This is a genomic window from Mesorhizobium sophorae, assembly GCF_002270415.1.
GTDB lineage: Bacteria > Pseudomonadota > Alphaproteobacteria > Rhizobiales > Rhizobiaceae > Mesorhizobium > Mesorhizobium sophorae.
Map to the genome: position 1 here is coordinate 62,292 of NZ_NNRI01000009.1, position 15,334 is coordinate 77,625.

11 protein-coding genes are annotated in these 15,334 nt (G+C 63.7%); 5 read left to right on the forward strand and 6 right to left on the reverse strand.

What is annotated here, in order from left to right:
• Positions 1 to 26: 26 nt before the first annotated feature.
• Both CGZ66_RS15845 and CGZ66_RS15850 read left to right on the forward strand, forming a co-directional pair.
• Positions 27 to 1,862, forward strand: a complete 1,836-nt coding sequence (locus CGZ66_RS15845; RefSeq protein WP_095085088.1) for a monovalent cation:proton antiporter-2 (CPA2) family protein — start codon at positions 27 to 29, stop codon at positions 1,860 to 1,862.
• A 14-nt stretch (positions 1,863 to 1,876) separates the two neighbouring features.
• Positions 1,877 to 2,422, forward strand: coding sequence for a DUF924 family protein (locus tag CGZ66_RS15850; RefSeq protein WP_095085089.1), 546 nt, complete (start codon positions 1,877 to 1,879; stop codon positions 2,420 to 2,422).
• Positions 2,423 to 2,450: 28 nt separating this feature from the next.
• Here CGZ66_RS15850 and folK read toward each other — a convergent pair whose 3' ends face one another.
• From folK to folP, 3 genes are read right to left on the reverse strand one after another with little or no spacing between them, the layout of a single operon-like run.
• Positions 2,451 to 2,963 (reverse strand): 2-amino-4-hydroxy-6-hydroxymethyldihydropteridine diphosphokinase, encoded by a 513-nt coding sequence (folK, locus tag CGZ66_RS15855; RefSeq protein ID WP_095085090.1) that lies wholly within the window; start codon positions 2,961 to 2,963, stop codon positions 2,451 to 2,453.
• Complete coding sequence (gene folB / locus CGZ66_RS15860) at positions 2,947 to 3,306, reverse strand: dihydroneopterin aldolase (protein ID WP_095085091.1); 360 nt, start codon at positions 3,304 to 3,306, stop codon at positions 2,947 to 2,949. The genes folK and folB overlap by 17 nt, the downstream gene beginning before the upstream one ends.
• A gap of 3 nt (positions 3,307 to 3,309) precedes the next feature.
• The gene (gene folP / locus CGZ66_RS15865; RefSeq protein WP_095085152.1) at positions 3,310 to 4,161 is read right to left on the reverse strand and encodes a dihydropteroate synthase; all 852 of its coding nucleotides are present in this window, start codon (positions 4,159 to 4,161) and stop codon (positions 3,310 to 3,312) included.
• Between the two features lie 116 nt (positions 4,162 to 4,277).
• On the opposite strand from folP, the gene CGZ66_RS15870 reads away from it, so the two are divergent.
• Positions 4,278 to 4,919, forward strand: a complete 642-nt coding sequence (locus CGZ66_RS15870; RefSeq protein WP_095085092.1) for a DUF922 domain-containing Zn-dependent protease — start codon at positions 4,278 to 4,280, stop codon at positions 4,917 to 4,919.
• A 217-nt stretch (positions 4,920 to 5,136) separates the two neighbouring features.
• The gene (locus CGZ66_RS15875; protein ID WP_095085093.1) at positions 5,137 to 6,615 is read left to right on the forward strand and encodes an MDR family MFS transporter; all 1,479 of its coding nucleotides are present in this window, start codon (positions 5,137 to 5,139) and stop codon (positions 6,613 to 6,615) included.
• A gap of 33 nt (positions 6,616 to 6,648) precedes the next feature.
• On the opposite strand, the gene CGZ66_RS15880 is transcribed toward CGZ66_RS15875, so the two are convergent.
• From CGZ66_RS15880 to CGZ66_RS15890, 3 genes are all read right to left on the reverse strand, one after another.
• Positions 6,649 to 7,677, reverse strand: coding sequence for an NAD(P)/FAD-dependent oxidoreductase (locus CGZ66_RS15880; protein WP_095085094.1), 1,029 nt, complete (start codon positions 7,675 to 7,677; stop codon positions 6,649 to 6,651).
• A gap of 83 nt (positions 7,678 to 7,760) precedes the next feature.
• Positions 7,761 to 8,081, reverse strand: a complete 321-nt coding sequence (locus CGZ66_RS15885; protein WP_095085095.1) for a 2Fe-2S iron-sulfur cluster-binding protein — start codon at positions 8,079 to 8,081, stop codon at positions 7,761 to 7,763.
• A 99-nt stretch (positions 8,082 to 8,180) separates the two neighbouring features.
• Positions 8,181 to 8,549: an Hpt domain-containing protein gene (locus tag CGZ66_RS15890; protein ID WP_095085096.1), complete on the reverse strand. Its 369-nt coding sequence runs from the start codon at positions 8,547 to 8,549 to the stop codon at positions 8,181 to 8,183.
• A 271-nt stretch (positions 8,550 to 8,820) separates the two neighbouring features.
• Between CGZ66_RS15890 and CGZ66_RS15895 the strand changes: the two genes are divergently transcribed.
• Positions 8,821 to 15,303, forward strand: a complete 6,483-nt coding sequence (locus tag CGZ66_RS15895; RefSeq protein ID WP_095085097.1) for a kinesin — start codon at positions 8,821 to 8,823, stop codon at positions 15,301 to 15,303.
• The last annotated feature ends 31 nt before the right edge of the window (positions 15,304 to 15,334 follow it).

Genomic DNA, 15,334 nt, shown 5'->3' on the forward strand with positions numbered 1-15,334 from the left:
GATCCTCAAACAAGCGGAATGGCGGAATGGCGGTAGAGGCATCGAGCAACGATCTGGTTCAGGTGGTGGCGCTGCTTGCAGCCGGCGTTGTCGCCGTTCCCATCTTCAAGCGCATGGGCCTCGGCTCGATTCTCGGCTATCTGGCCGCCGGTGTGGTGATCGGCCCGTTTGGCCTGCGCGTCTTTTCCGAATCGGAAGCCATCCTTCATGTCGCTGAGCTCGGCGTGGTGATGTTCCTGTTCATCATCGGACTGGAAATGCAGCCGTCGCGGCTGTGGGGCCTGCGCCGCGAGATCTTCGGCCTCGGTGCACTGCAGGTCGGCGTCTGCGCGGTCTTGCTGACCGCTGTTGGCGTGGCGGGAGGGTTTCCGATCTCGCAATCCTTCGTCGCCGGCGCCGGATTCGTGCTGACCTCGACGGCGATCGTCATGCAGCTTCTGGAGGAACGCGGCGAAATCGCCGAGCCGAAAGGCCAGCGCATCGTCTCGGTCCTGCTGCTCGAGGACCTGGCCATCGTGCCGCTGCTGGCCCTGATCGCATTCCTGGCACCCGGCGGCGCCGACACCAGCCTGGCGGAGCGCTTCACCGAGATAGGCATCGGCCTTGCCGCGATCGTCGGATTGGTGCTGGCTGGACGCTATCTGCTCAATCCGTTCTTCCGCATCCTGGCGGATGCCCGTGCCCGCGAGGTGATGACGGCTGCCGCGCTTCTGGTCGTCCTCGGATCGGCGCTCGCCATGCAGCTCAGCGGCCTGTCGATGGCGATGGGTGCATTCCTGGCCGGCGTGCTGCTGTCGGAATCGACCTTCCGGCATCAGCTCGAAGCCGACATCGAACCCTTTCGCGGCATCCTGCTCGGCCTGTTCTTCCTTGCCGTCGGCATGTCGCTCGACCTGCATGTGGTGGTCGCGAACTGGCGGCTGGTTGCCATCTATGTCGTCGCCTACATGGTGATGAAGGCGCTCGGCATCTACATCGTCGCGCGGGTCCTGAGAACCCGCCATCGCGAAGCGTTGGAGCGTGCGGTCTTCATGGCGCAAGGCGGCGAATTCGCCTTCGTCCTTTATTCGGCCGCCGCCGCGGTCGGCATCATCGACAACCGGGCCAACGCGACGCTGACGGCGATCGTCATCATCTCGATGGTGCTGACGCCGCTGGCGATCATCGCCTTGCGGTATCTCACACCGCGCGACGAGCAGTCGCTCGACGGGGTCGAGATTGCCGATGGCCTGACCGGCAGCGTGCTGATCATCGGCTTCGGCCGCTTCGGCCAGATCGCCAGTCAGCCGCTGCTCCTGCGCGGCATCGATGTCTCGATCATCGACAACGATGTCGAAATGATCCAGGCGGCGGCCGATTTCGGCTTCAAGGTCTATTATGGCGATGGCACGCGGCTGGACATCCTGCATGCGGCCGGGGCTGGCCGCGCGCGCGCCGTGCTGATCTGCGTCGACAAGCCGGATGTGGCCGTTCGCATCGCCCAGCTGATCAAGGCCGAATTTCCACTGCTCACCGTGCTCGCCCGGGCTTTCGACCGCGGCACGGCGCTGCAGCTCATTCGTGCCGGCGTCGACTTCCAGCTGCGCGAAACCTTCGAATCGGCGTTGGTTTTCGGCGGCTCGGCGCTGGAATCGCTCGGCGTCGATCCCGAAGACGTGGCAGAGGTGATCGAAGATGTGCGGCGCCGCGATACCGCCCGTTTCGAAACCCAGCTCGCCGAAGGTGTTCGCGCCGGACAACGCTTCCTGAGGGGCAATATCGGCACGCCGATTCCCACGCCCCTCACTCAGCCGCGCCGTACCGGGCAGGCACTCAATGAAGAGACGGCCGGTGTTTTGCACAAATCCGAACCCGCGGATTGAACAAGGAATTTTGAATGGAATTGGATAGCAGAGCCCTGTCGGTCACCAAATTCTGGCGCGACGCCGGCGAAGATGCATGGTTCGAGAAGAACGAGGCTTTCGATGCCGACTTCCGCAACCGCTTTCTCGATCTCCACTATGCCGCCGCGCGGCGTGAATGCGACGACTGGTCGGCACATGCCGAAGGCTCGCTGGCGCTGATGATCCTGCTCGACCAGTTTCCGCGGAACTGCTTTCGCGGCACCGGCCATATGTGCGCGACCGATCCGCTGGCGAAGCATTTTGCTCAAAAGGCCGTCGCGGCCGGCCATGATCTGGCGCTGGAACCTGAAGTCCGCGTGTTTCTGTATTTGCCGTTCGAGCATTCGGAAAACCTTGCCGACCAGGAGGTATCCGTCGAGCTGCACAAGGCCAAAGCCGAGTTCAATCTGAAATATGCGCTCGAGCACCGCGACATCATCCGGAATTTTGGCCGTTTTCCGCACCGAAACAGGATGCTTGGCCGCGAGACCACGCCCCAGGAGCAAGCGTTCCTGGATGGCGGCGGCTTTTCCGGTTAAAAGGTCCTGCTGTCGCCCCGCCCGGGCATCAGACCAGCCACCAATCCCGGCCGGATGGCAATCGCTCGATACCGGATGTGTCGACCGCGACCAGCCGGTCCGTGACGCTGCGGCCACCGACAACCAGGCCCGGCGCGATCTCCGCCAGCGGCGCCAGCACGAAGGCGCGTTCCAGCATGCGCGGATGCGGCACTTCCAGTCCGGTCTCGTGAATGATGCGGTCGCCGAACACCAGAATGTCGATGTCGATCAGCCGCGGCCCCCAGCGCTCCTCGCGCACCCGTTTCAGCCGGCGTTCGGCATCGAGACAGAGGTCGAGCAAGGCACGCGGCGCAAGTCCGGTGGAAATTTCGGCGGCCGCATTGAGAAAATCCGGCTGATCGAGCTTGCCCCAGGGCGGTGTGCGATAGAGCGAAGAGACGCCGGTGACGCGCGTATCTGCGTCGGCATCCAGCATGCGCAGCGCCGCGCCCATCGATTTCGCCGGGTCGCCAAGATTGCCGCCAAGGCTGAGATAGACCGTGCTATTCTGGCCAGACAACGGTCACCTCGACGTAATCGATCACACCGGGGACCGGAGCGTTTGGCTTGCGCACCGTGATCTCGGCTTTTTTGATCTGCGGAAAACGCGCCGTCAGCGCACGGGCGACCTCGAGTGCCAGGGATTCGATCAGAAAGCGGCGCTGTCCCGTGATAATCTTTTCGATCTCCGTGAAAGCGATGCCGTAGTTGACCGTGTCTTCGATGGAATCATCGACAAGCGCCCGGCCGGGATCGACGGTGAGAGCGGCATCGACATAGAAGCGCTGGCCGAGCCTTTCCTCCTCGTCCAGCACGCCGTGCCGGGCAAAGAACGCGCAATTCTTCATGCGGATGACATACATCGCTCAGTTTCTCGCCTGGTCGCTTTGACGCGCCAGCATAGCATCTGCGAGCGCCAGCGCGTCCACGTTGAATGCGACATCATGGACGCGAAACAGATCGGCGCCCTTGAGCCGCAGGATGACGCTGGTCGCCGCCGTTCCGACACCCCTGCCAGCCGCGTCGCGGCCGGTCACGGTGCCGATGAAGCGCTTGCGCGAGGTACCGGCCATCAGCGGCAAGCCAAGTGCACTGAGCTCGGAAAAGCGCACCATCAGATCGAGATTTTCCTCCGCCGTCTCCTTGGCGAAGCCGAATCCGGGATCGAGCACGATATGGTCGTCGGCGATGCCATGCTGGCGGGCGATTTCCAGCGATTTTCGCAGGAACGCCAACTGATCGGCAATCACGTCCGGCAGCTTCTCGCGGCCCCGCCCGGTATGCATGATGACAAGGCCGGCGCCGGTGTCGGCGGCGACGCGGGCAATGTCGGGCTCGCGCTGCAACCCCCAGACATCGTTGACGATGTGTGCGCCGGCGGCCACCGCGAGCCGGGCGGTGTCGGCGCGGTAGGTATCGACCGAAATCAGCACCCCGCCGGCGCCCGCCAGCGCCTCGATCACCGGCAGGATGCGGGCCTGTTCGTCGCTCGCCGATATCGCGGCGGCGCCCGGGCGGGTCGATTCCCCGCCGACATCGACGACCAGTGCCCCTTCCCCGATCATGCGCCGTGCCTGGGCCAACGCCTTTTCGGGGGCGTCGAACAGTCCGCCGTCGGAAAAACTGTCGGGGGTGACGTTGAGGATGCCGACGACCACGGCTTTGCCGCCAAGGTCGAGATGGCGTCCATGCGCCAACTGCCATCGCCTAGCCGTCATTTGCTCAGCAACCATGGGCTCATCAACCAAGAGGCTCATCAACGATGTGTGATCCGCTACGGATCAATTCCGTTGCGCTGGCAACGGCCGTAAAGCAAGGTGGTCGAAGAGGCAACATGATGAACCGATCCATGCTTGGCGTGAAACCATCCCTGCTCTGTGCGCTGCTGCTTGCCGCCACTGCCGTCCCGGCTGGTGCGGCCAATCTCATCAAGACGTACAGCTATTTCGCCATTGGCGGCAGCACCCTCGACGACATCGAGGTACAACTCTCCAAACGCGGGCCGGAGGTCAAAAGCACGGGCACGCGGCACCCGGGCGCCACCCAGATGGCCTTCACCACCCGCATCAGCTATGCCAAGACTTCGAACTCCTGCCGGATCGCCGACGCGGTTGTAACCGTCAAGGTGAAGGTGATCCTTCCCGAATGGCGCCGCCCGCGCAAGGCCGATGCCGATGTCAGGCTGTTTTGGGACACGCTGGCTGCGGACATCAGACGCCATGAAGAGCGCCATGTCGAAATTGCCAAGAACCATGGCCGGGAGCTCGAAGAGGACCTGAAAGCCACCTACCCGCAAAGGAATTGCGACGCCGCCAAGGCCAAGGCCGCCGAAATCACCGCGGCCGTTCTGGCCAGGCATGACCGGGCGCAGCTGCAGTTCGACCGTGTCGAAAGCGTCAATTTTGAAAGCCGCATCCTGAGGCTGCTACGCTATCGCATCGAACGCATCGAGAGGGGTCAGCTGCCGCCGGCCTGACTCGAAAACCCGCGGCGCCGGCGAAAGCCAAATCCACCGAAGCGTAGTGCCAGCCTCGAAAAACTTTCGGGCGCCTGTCGAAATCGGCCTATTACGGAACGACATATAGCAGGGCTCGCCAGGCGCGGGCTTCAAAACGCCAATGCGATCAAAACGGTCAAAGGGACCGGAACGGCCGGACAGTGCCGGTCAATCGCAAGCTTACGGATGAACGATCATGGATCAGGCTGTCGACAAGCCAACGATGGTGGGAGCCGGCGTGCCACTGAGCGAAACTGAAAAGAACGCCATCATCGCCGGCGTGCTCCTGTCAATGCTGCTGGCGGCACTCGATCAGACCATCGTGGCGCCTGCCATGCCGACCATCGGGCATGCGCTCGGCCACGCGCAATACCTGCCGTGGATCGTCACCGGTTACCTCTTGACCGCGACCGCCATGGCACCGCTCTACGGCAAGATTTCCGACGTCTATGGCCGCCGGCCCACCGTTTATGCGGCGATCCTGATCTTTCTCCTGGGTTCGCTGGTCAGCGCCATGGCGCCCAACATGTTCGTGCTGGTTGTCGGGCGGGCCATCCAGGGCGCCGGTGGTGGCGGCCTTTTCACCTTGACGCAGACTGTCATCGGCGACCTCGTTCCGCCACGCGAACGGGCGCGCTACGCTGCTTGGATCTCCGGCACCTGGGCTGTCGCCAGCATCGCCGGGCCACTGCTCGGCGGCACTTTCGCCGAACATCTGCACTGGTCGCTGATTTTCTGGATCAACATTCCGCTCGGCCTGCTGGCCATGGCGATCATCAACAACCCGCTCAAGAAGCTGCCTATTGCCGCAAAGCAGCATCGCATCGACGCCCTCGGCGCGCTGCTGCTTGTCGTGGCCACGGCATTGCTGCTGTTGGCGCTGAACTGGGGCGGCAGCGAATATCCATGGCTGTCGCGCGAAATTCTTGGGCTGCTGGCCGTCTCGGTGGTTTTCTGGGTCGCGTTTGCCTTGCGGCTGCTGCGCGCGGCCGAACCACTCATCTCGCTTGAAGTGCTGAGCAACCCGATCGTTCTCGCCGGCACATCGTCGATGTTCCTCTTGCAGGCTGCCAACATAGGTCTGGCGGTCTATCTGCCTGTCTATCTGCAGTCGATTGTCGGCCTCTCAGTCAGCGAGTCGGGTCTGGCGATGCTGGGCCTTCTGCTCGGCACCGTGGCCGGCGCCACGTTCAGCGGACGCACAATACCGCGCTTCGTCCATTACAAGCGGATCGCGATGGTCGGCGTGTTCTTCTCGATCCTATGTCTCGGACTGCTTGCCCTGGTTGCCGGGCACGCCTCGCTGCTGGTTGTCGAGATCTTGACGATCTGCATCGGCCTGGGAAGCGGAACCACCTTCCCGGTCGCCACCGTATCGGTTCAGAATGCCGTCGATCGCGCGCACCTTGGTGTCGCAACCGGCGTTCTGACCTTCCTGCGATCGCTGGGCAGCGCGCTCGGCGTCGCCATGCTCGGCGCTGTCGCGCTTGGCTACGGCCTGCCGCTTGCCGGTGAAGGCACGCTTGCCGTCGGACAGGCTATTTCAGTGGTGCCCTTCGTGATGATCTTCCTTGTCGCCGCGGCAACGCTGCTGCTGGCGCTGATCACGCTCGGCCTGATGCCGGAAAAGCCACTTCGTGGCCAGGCCGACCATGCTCCGGTGATGGCGGAATAGAAGCGGTCGGCGAAACTGAGCCGATCCAGCGGCTCAGTCGACGACGCCGAGCTTCTTCTGCAGGCTGGTCGACGAGGTGGTGTACTGGAACACGATGCGTTCGCCGGGGCTGATGATGCGCTTGGCCGCCTGCGCCATCAGCGCCACCTCGTGGAAGCCCGACAGGATCAGCTTGAGCTTGCCGGGATACCAGTTGATGTCGCCGACCGCGAAGATGCCGGGCACCGATGTCTGGAACTTCTCGGTATCGACCGGAATGAGGTTCTCGTGAAGATTGAGCCCCCATTCCGCGATCGGCCCGAGCTTCATGGTCAGGCCGAAGAACGGCAACATGCGCGTGCAAGGCACTTCGACATCGCCGTCCGGTCCCTTGATGACAGCCGATGAGAGCTGGCCGTCTGCGCCGGTCAGTCCGGTCACTTGCCCGACCTGGAAATCGAGCTGCTTCATCTCCTGCATGGCATACATCTTGTTGACGCTGTCGGGTGCGGCGCGGAATTCGGGCCGGCGGTGCACCAGCGTCACACTCCTGGCCACCGGCTGCAGGTTGAGCGTCCAGTCGAGCGCCGAATCGCCGCCGCCAACAATGACAAGGTCGTGGCCGCGAAAGTCTTCCATCCGGCGTACCGAGTAGAAGACGCTTTTGCCTTCATAGGGTTCGATGCCCGGGATCGGTGGCCGCTTGGGCTGGAAGGAACCGCCGCCGGCGGCAATCACCACGACCTTGGCCTCGAACACCTCATTCTCGTCGGTGGTGACGCGAAAGCTGCCGTCCTCCAGCTTTTCCAGGCTGGAAACCATGCGGTTGTAGGTGAAGTCAGGCTTGAACGGTGCGATCTGCTCGAGCAGTTTGTCGACCAGTCCCTGCGCCGAGATCGAAGGCCATCCTGGAATGTCGTAGATCGGCTTTTCCGGATAGAGTTCCGCGCATTGGCCGCCCGGCCGGTCGAGGATGTCGATCAGGTGGCACTTCATGTCGAACAGACCGAGCTCGAACACGGCAAACAGCCCGACCGGCCCTGCCCCGACAATGAGGACGTCTGTCTTGGTGATGTCGGTCATGCGGTGTGCCTCGCTGCGGAACCCGAGTGACACTGCATGAGCAATCCGCCGCTGCCAAGCAGCAGCCGGCAAAAATCAGTGTCTCAGCCCTGGCGGGCCGGCACCCGCACGACGAGACCGTCAAGCGCGTCGCGCACCTTGATCTGGCACGACAGCCGCGAGTTCGGCTGAACGTCGTAGGCGAAGTCCAGCATGTCCTCTTCCATCGCTTCCGGCTCGCCGACTTGCGCCGTCCATGCCTCGTCGACATAGACATGGCAGGTCGCGCAAGCGCAGGCGCCGCCGCATTCCGCCTCGATCCCCGGCACCGCGTTGCGGATCGCATTCTCCATGACCGTCGAGCCGTTTTCGGCGTCCATGTCGAATTGTGTGCCGTCATGGGCGATGAAAGTCAGCTTTGTCATTTGTCACCTGAAGCGAGTCTCAGCCGAGATAATCACTCCGGCTGACAAGTCAACTGCGCGCGAAAGCGCCGCTCGGTGACGTTTTTCCGCAAACCGGGTTCAGCGACTGATGGCGGCGATGAAATCGCGCACTTCGTCGATCAGCGCGCCAAGCCGCCCGAGCGTCTGGTTGTCTTCCGGCCGGTGCTCGATCTCGGTGGCGCAATCGGCGATGGCAAAGGCACCGACACCGCGTGCCGAACCCTTCAGCCCATGCGCCAGCAGAAGCCGGTCCTTGATGTCGGCATCGACTATTTTCTCGCGCACCGACAGGGCCTGTTGTACAAACAGCGCCAGCACCTCTTGCTCGAGGCTGCGGTCGCCCATGGTCTGGCGGGCAAGGTGTGCCAAATCGACCGGCCGTGACCGCCTAGGTCCGGATACGTCGCCCCCGGGCATTGAGAAGGCAATGCCGTTTTCGCCACGCATGAACTCGAACTCCGTTTCTTCGATCGCCCGAAAAACTAGGCGATTCCAGTGGACAACGGGTTAATGAGTGGCGGGGAAAAATGTTGCGAAAGCGGCGCTGAAATCACGCTTCCGTTAACCTTATATTTAAAGTTTTACGTATCTCGCGGAATGCATGTTTTCTTTACCCCCCTGTGTCATTACGATACGAGGGGTCCATTTTCAGCCTCCTGCGCGGGGTACGATAAAAACACAATTATAAGCCCGCGGCAGCTAGTACAGGGTAGAAGGCATGGCAAAGAAAACAACGACGACGAGAACTCTCGACAACGATGTGGCCAGGGAACTGGAAAAGGCGCTTGATCTAGACCTCAGCAGCGATGCCGGCGACGGCGACCTCGACATCGCGGCTTCGATGGAAGATCTGGAAGCGCAGATATCACAGGCCGCCGACGAACTGGCGCGCGAGGGACGCAACGACAAGCCGGCGCCAGCGGTCAATCAGAGTCAGGCCGCGCACAGTGAGGCCGCGAAACCCGCGACCCAGCCCAAGCCCGCCGAGTTGCGCCCCGTCGAAACACGCAATGGTGCCCAGCCCGCCGGGTTTGCGCCGGCCAACGACGATCGCCAGAAGGACTACAAGACGCTGCTGCACAGCCTCAACCGGCGTGCCTCGAACACCATTTACTGGGTCGTTGCCTTCGTCTCGCTCGCCTGGTTCGCCGGTGCAGGCGGTCTGGCCAACCTCCTCTTCGGACCGAGCATCTGGAGAATCCGCACGCTCGACCAGTTTCTTGCCCGTCCCGAACTGATCGGTCTGGCGGTCGCGGCGATTGTGCCCGTCATCCTGTTCTGGGCCTTCGCGGCGATGATCCGCCGCGCCCAGGAAATGCGCATTGCCGCCCAGTCGATGACCGAAGTGGCCTTCCGCCTGACCGAGCCGGAAAACCTTGCCCAGGATCGCGTCATGATGATCGGCCAGGCCGTTCGTCGCGAGGTCGCCGCCATGGGCGAAGGCATCGAGCGCACGCTTGCCCGCGCCGTCGAACTGGAAACGCTGGTCCACAGCGAGGTCAACCAGATCGAGCGCTCCTATTCGGAGAACGAATCCCGCATCCGTTCGCTGGTCGATGGGCTCGGCAGCGAGCGCGAAGCCGTCGTCAGCCATGCCGAGCGCGTCCGCGCCTCGATCACCGGCGCGCATGAGACGCTGAAGGACGAGATCGGCGCCGCCTCCGACATCATCCGTGACAGCATCCTCAATGCGTCGACCAAGCTGTCGATGACGATCACCAATTCCGGCGACACGCTCATCGACCGCATCAATGAAAGCTCGTTGTCGATCTTCGATTCGGTGGAAGGCCGGCTCGATACGATCACCGACAAGCTGTCGACCTCGGGCGAGGCCTTCGCCAGCCTTCTCGACACCCGCATAGCCAAACTGACCGACACCACCGACGGCCTGACACGGTCGTTGACCGATCTCCTCGACGATCGCACCACCGGCATGGTGTCTCTGCTCGGCGGTGCCGCGCGCACCCTCAATTCCGAATTCGAGGCCAGCCTCAACGGCATCGAGCGGACGCTCGCAGAACGCGGCCAGGCGCTGATCAGCGAATTCCAGACCCGCGCCGAGGCGCTGGACACCGGAACGCAGAAGCTCAACGCGGCGCTCGAGGCCCGCGCCCGCCAGATCAATGAGACGCTGGTCGAGCGTGCCCGCGAAATCGCGCACACCTTTGCCGAGAGCAAGGACACGCTGTCGGCGATGATCGATCAGGGCAAGACCCAGATCGGCGCCGATATGGCCGACATCGTCACCTCGACCTCCTCCATGCTCGAAGCCCGCGCCAGCGACTTCGCCGGCCGTATGGAAGCCGCGCGTCATGTCGTATCGCGTTCGTTCGATAGCGACATTCAGCGGCTTGCCGACGCCCGCGCAGGAATCGAGGAAGCCGTCGAAAACCACAGCCGCAAGCTTTCGGAAAGCCGCGATCGCATGGCCGAGGCCATGCAGGCCGACCTGGCGAAGTTCGACGAAGGCCGCGCCGGCATCGATGCCGCAGTGACCAACCAGGTGCAGAAGCTGGCCGAAGGCCGCAGCCTGATCGCGCGCGCCCTCGAGGAGGATCTGCGCAAGGTCAACGAATCGCGGGCGGCCATCGATGCGTCGCTCGGCGGCCATCTTGAAAGGCTGGAAGAAGGCCGCAACAGGCTCTCCGCTGCCTTGAACGAAGACTCCGGGAAACTGGTACAAGCTCGTACAATCATTGATGAAATGGTTGCTGGACACGTCGGCAAGCTGGCCGAGGGCCGCAGCATCCTGTCGCGCGCTTTGGAAGCCGATCTCGGCAAATTGTCCGACAGCCGCGCCAGCATCGACGGTCTCGTCGCCGGCCAGGTCGAGAAGATCGCCGAGGGCCGCGCCGTGCTCGCCAAGGCACTGGAAAACGACATCAGCGGCATCAAGAGCCTGATCGAAGCCCATTCCGCCAAGCTGGCGGACGACCGCACGCAGCTTTCCCAGTCGCTCGACACCGATCTGTCCAGCATACGCGGCCTGATCGACAGCCATGCGGGACGGCTGGTCGAGGATCGCAGCCTGCTGTCGCAGACGCTCGAGGCTGACCTTGCCAAGTTGGCCGAAAGCCGATCGAGCATCGATGGCCTGGTTGCCGGCCAGGTCGAGAAGCTCGCCGAAGGCCGCGACATTCTCAAGCGGGCGCTGGAATCCGATCTGAACACGATCAAGGGCGTCATTGCCAGCCAGTCGGAAAGGCTCGCCGAGGATCGCGGCCAGCTTTCGCGGGTGCTGGAAGCCGACCTGCAGAATGTGAACAGCGTCATCGCCGACCACATGAACAAGCTCGTTCAGGATCGTTCGACCTTGTCGAAGGCGCTTGAAGATGACCTCGCCAAGCTGGCGGAGAGCCGCTCCAGCATCGACGGGCTGGTCGCCGGTCAGGTCGAGAAGTTGTCGGAAGGCCGCAACATCCTGCGGCGTGCGCTGGAAGCCGACCTCAATGCGATCCAGAGCACCGTTGCCGACCAGTCGCAGAAACTGGTCGATGACCGGGCACAGTTCGCCCGTGCGCTCGAGGCCGATCTCGAAAGCGTCAACAGCCTTGTCAACAGCCACTCCGAACGGCTCGCCCAGGATCGTTCGACGTTGTCGAAGGCACTCGAGGCTGATCTCGAAAACGTCAGTGGCCTGGTAGGCAGCCATGCGGAACGGCTTGTTGGAGAGCGCTCGACCCTGTCCAAGGCGCTCGAAGACGATCTTGCCAAGCTGGCCGAAAGCCGCTCCAGCATCGACGGGCTGGTTGCCGGTCAAGTCGAGAAGCTGTCGCAAGGCCGCGACATCCTGCGGCGCGCGCTGGAAGCCGACCTCAATGCGATCACGAGCACCGTTGCCGACCAGTCGCAGAAACTGGTCGATGACCGGGCGCAGTTCGCCCGGGCACTCGAGGCTGATCTCCAAAACGTCAGCGGCCTGGTGAACAGCCATTCGGAAAGACTTGTCGGGGAGCGCTCGACCCTGTCGAAGGCGCTCGAAGACGATCTCGCCAAGCTGGCGGAAAGTCGCTCCAGCATCGACGGACTGGTGGCCGGCCAGGTAGAGAAGCTGGCCGAAGGCCGTGATATCCTCAAGCGTGCCCTGGAAGCCGATCTGCAGAAGCTTTCCGCCAGCCGCAGCGACATTGACGACATCATCGCCGGACATGTCGGCAAGCTGTCGGAAGGGCGCAACATGCTGGCCCGCGCGCTGGAAGACGATCTCGGCAAGCTCGCCGAGACCCGCCAGGACGTCGACAGCTCGCTGTCGGGCCATATCGACCAGATCGCCGCCAGGAGCACCGATATCTCTGCGGCGATCGCTGCCGATGTCGAGAAGATCGAGCAGGCGTTCAGCCGCCAGACCGGCGTCATCGAGGAGCGCGCCGGCACCATGGAGCGTGCGCTCTCGACAGGCGTCGACAACGTCCGAGCCGTGCTCGAGAAGAGTGCGGTCTTCGTTGCCGGCGCGTTGCGCGAAAAGGTCCTGGAAATCACCAGCACGCTGCATGAGCAGGCCGGTGCTGCGTTCAGTGACGCCGACCGCAGGATCGCCGAGCGCGCCGAGCAGACCTCCGCCGCCCTGCTGGCGAGGGCCGAAGACATCGCCCGCACCTTCGAGGAAGCCGATCGCCGCCTCCACACCCGTGCGGAAGATACGTCGAACGCCTTGCTTGCCCGTGCGGATGACACCTCCAGTTCCTTGCTGGCCCGCGCCCATGAAACCGCTGACCAGTTGGCCGCTCGTGCAAGCGAGATCGCCGGTACCTTCGACGTGGCGGACCGGAAGATCGCCGCCCGCGCCCAGGAAACCGCCGATCAGCTTACCGCCCGGGCTCAGGACACCGCCGACCATATGGCTGCCCGTGCCAGCGAGATCGCCGGCGCATTCGATGCGGCAGACCAGAAATTGGTCGCGCGCGCTGTCGAAACCGCACAGTCGCTGGCCGCCCGCGCCGGCGACATCCTGCGCAACTTCGAAGGCGCCGATCAGCGGCTCGGTATGCGCATCGGCGAATCGGCCGAGGCGCTTGCCGCGCGTGCATCGGATCTCGGCCGTATCTTCGATGCCGCGGACCAGCAATTGGTCGCGCGCATCGCCGAAGGTTCGGAAGCGCTGTCGAGCCGTGCGTCGGAAATCGGTCGCATCTTCGACGAAGCCGATCAGCGTCTGGTGTCGCGCATCGCCAGCAGCTCGTCGACGATCGGCGAGCATGCCGAGACCATCGTCGGCGCCTTTACCGACACCGAGCAGAGGGTCGCCGAACGTGCAAGGCGGACCGGTCAGGAAATGGCCGTGCATGCCCGCGAAATCGAACAGGCGCTTACCGGCGCCGACGAGCGGCTCGCATCGAGCGCGGCGGCTGCGGCCGCCCGTGTTGAAGAGCAGGTCTCAGGCGTCGAGAACCGCCTCGCCTACACGGCCGAGACGATGGGCCAAAGGATCAACGAACAGGTGGCGAATGCCGAGGCGCAACTCGTCTCGCGCGCCAATGTTATCGCGGAGACCTTCACCGCGGTTGGCCAGCATATTGGCCAGAGCACCAACGACGCCGCCAAGACGATCGGCGCCAACACCCGCGAGCTCAACACCATGCTCGCGGCGCGTTCGGCCGAAATGTCGAAGATCCTCGACGAGACCGCGCGGCCGCTGGTCGAGCGCTTCGCCCAGGGCGGCTCGGAACTGCAAAAGAGCATGGAAGAGGTCACCGAACGCGCCACCGAGAAGCTGCGCAGCGAGAATGCCGCACTTGTCAACGCGCTCGCCAACCGCACCGCCGAGACCTTGTCGGCGGTCGAAGGCGCCCGCTCGTCGCTGTCCGATAGCGTCGCCGATCTCATTGGCCGCATGACCACGTCCAGCTCGCAGCTCGGTCAGTTGATCGAGCAGGCCGCGGTCAATCTCGGCCAGGTCGACGAACGTCTGAGCGGCAGCACGCAAAGCTTCGCCGCCACCACCGAGAAGGCCGCGCAAACCTTCGCCAGCTCGGCACGGCTGGTCGATTCGAACACGACAAGGCTGACGGAACTGTCGTCGTCCACCTTGCGCGAGGTCGCTTCGATCGCCACCAAGTTCGACGAACACAGCCGCCTGCTGGTCAGCGCCTCGGACCTGCTGAGCTCGGCCCAGAGCAACCTCGAGCACACGCTCGAAAGGCAGTCGTCGCTCGAGGATCTCGCCGTTGGCCTTGTCAAGAAGTCGGAAGATCTCGAAAGGATCATGCGCTCGTTCGAAAATCTCGTCGGCCAGACGCTGCAGAACGCCGAGGGCAAGACCATGGAGTCGGCCGACAAGATCCGCAACGCCATCACCGATGTCGTCGATTCGGCGACCAAGCGCTTCGCCGATGCGACCGAAGAGATGCGGCGCACCGCGGGCTCGATCAAGAGCGAGCTCGACCTTACCCGCGCCGAGCTCAAGAAGGGCGTCATCGAGATGCCGGAAGAGGCAAAGGAATCGACCTCGGCCATCCGCCGCGCCGTTTCCGAGCAGATCAACGCCCTGAAAGAGCTTTCGGAGATCGTTGCGAAGTCCGGTCGCGGCGGCGGCGATGCCGCCGAGCAACGCAATCTTCGCCCGACACCGCAAGCGCCGGCCGCACGCCCGGCCGAGCCACCACGGCGTCCACCACCGGCACCGCAGCCGGAGCTGCGCACACCGCAGGCCCCGTTGGGCGGCACCCCACTGCGCGGCACACTCGACCTGGAGCGTCCTGCCGAGGCGGCACCGCGCCAGCGTGCTGATGCCGGCGCCCGTACACCACAGGGCGGTTGGGTGCGCGATCTCCTGACCGGGGCATCGCGCGAAGAGGACGCCAGGCCGGCAACGCCCGCGGAAGCACCGCGCGCGGCTCCTGCCCAGCGCTCGCCGCTGCATGTCGTGGAATCGCTGAACTCGCTCTCCGTCGACATCGCGCGGGCCATCGACCACGACGCTTCGATCGAACTGTGGAACCGCTACCGGCGTGGCGAGCGTGACGTGTTCACGCGGCGGCTCTACACGCTGAAGGGCCAGCAGACGTTCGACGAGATCCGTCGCAAGTATCAGGCGGAGGCCGAGTTCCGCACTGCCGTCGACCGCTACTGCGACGATTTCGAGAAGCTGCTCAAGGATGTCTCGCGCAACGACCGCGACAACATCATGGCGCAGACCTACCTGACGTCGGACACTGGCAAGGTCTACACCATGCTGGCCCACGCCAGCGGTCGCCTGCATTAAGGGCGGGACAGCAAAACAGAAAGGGCGACCT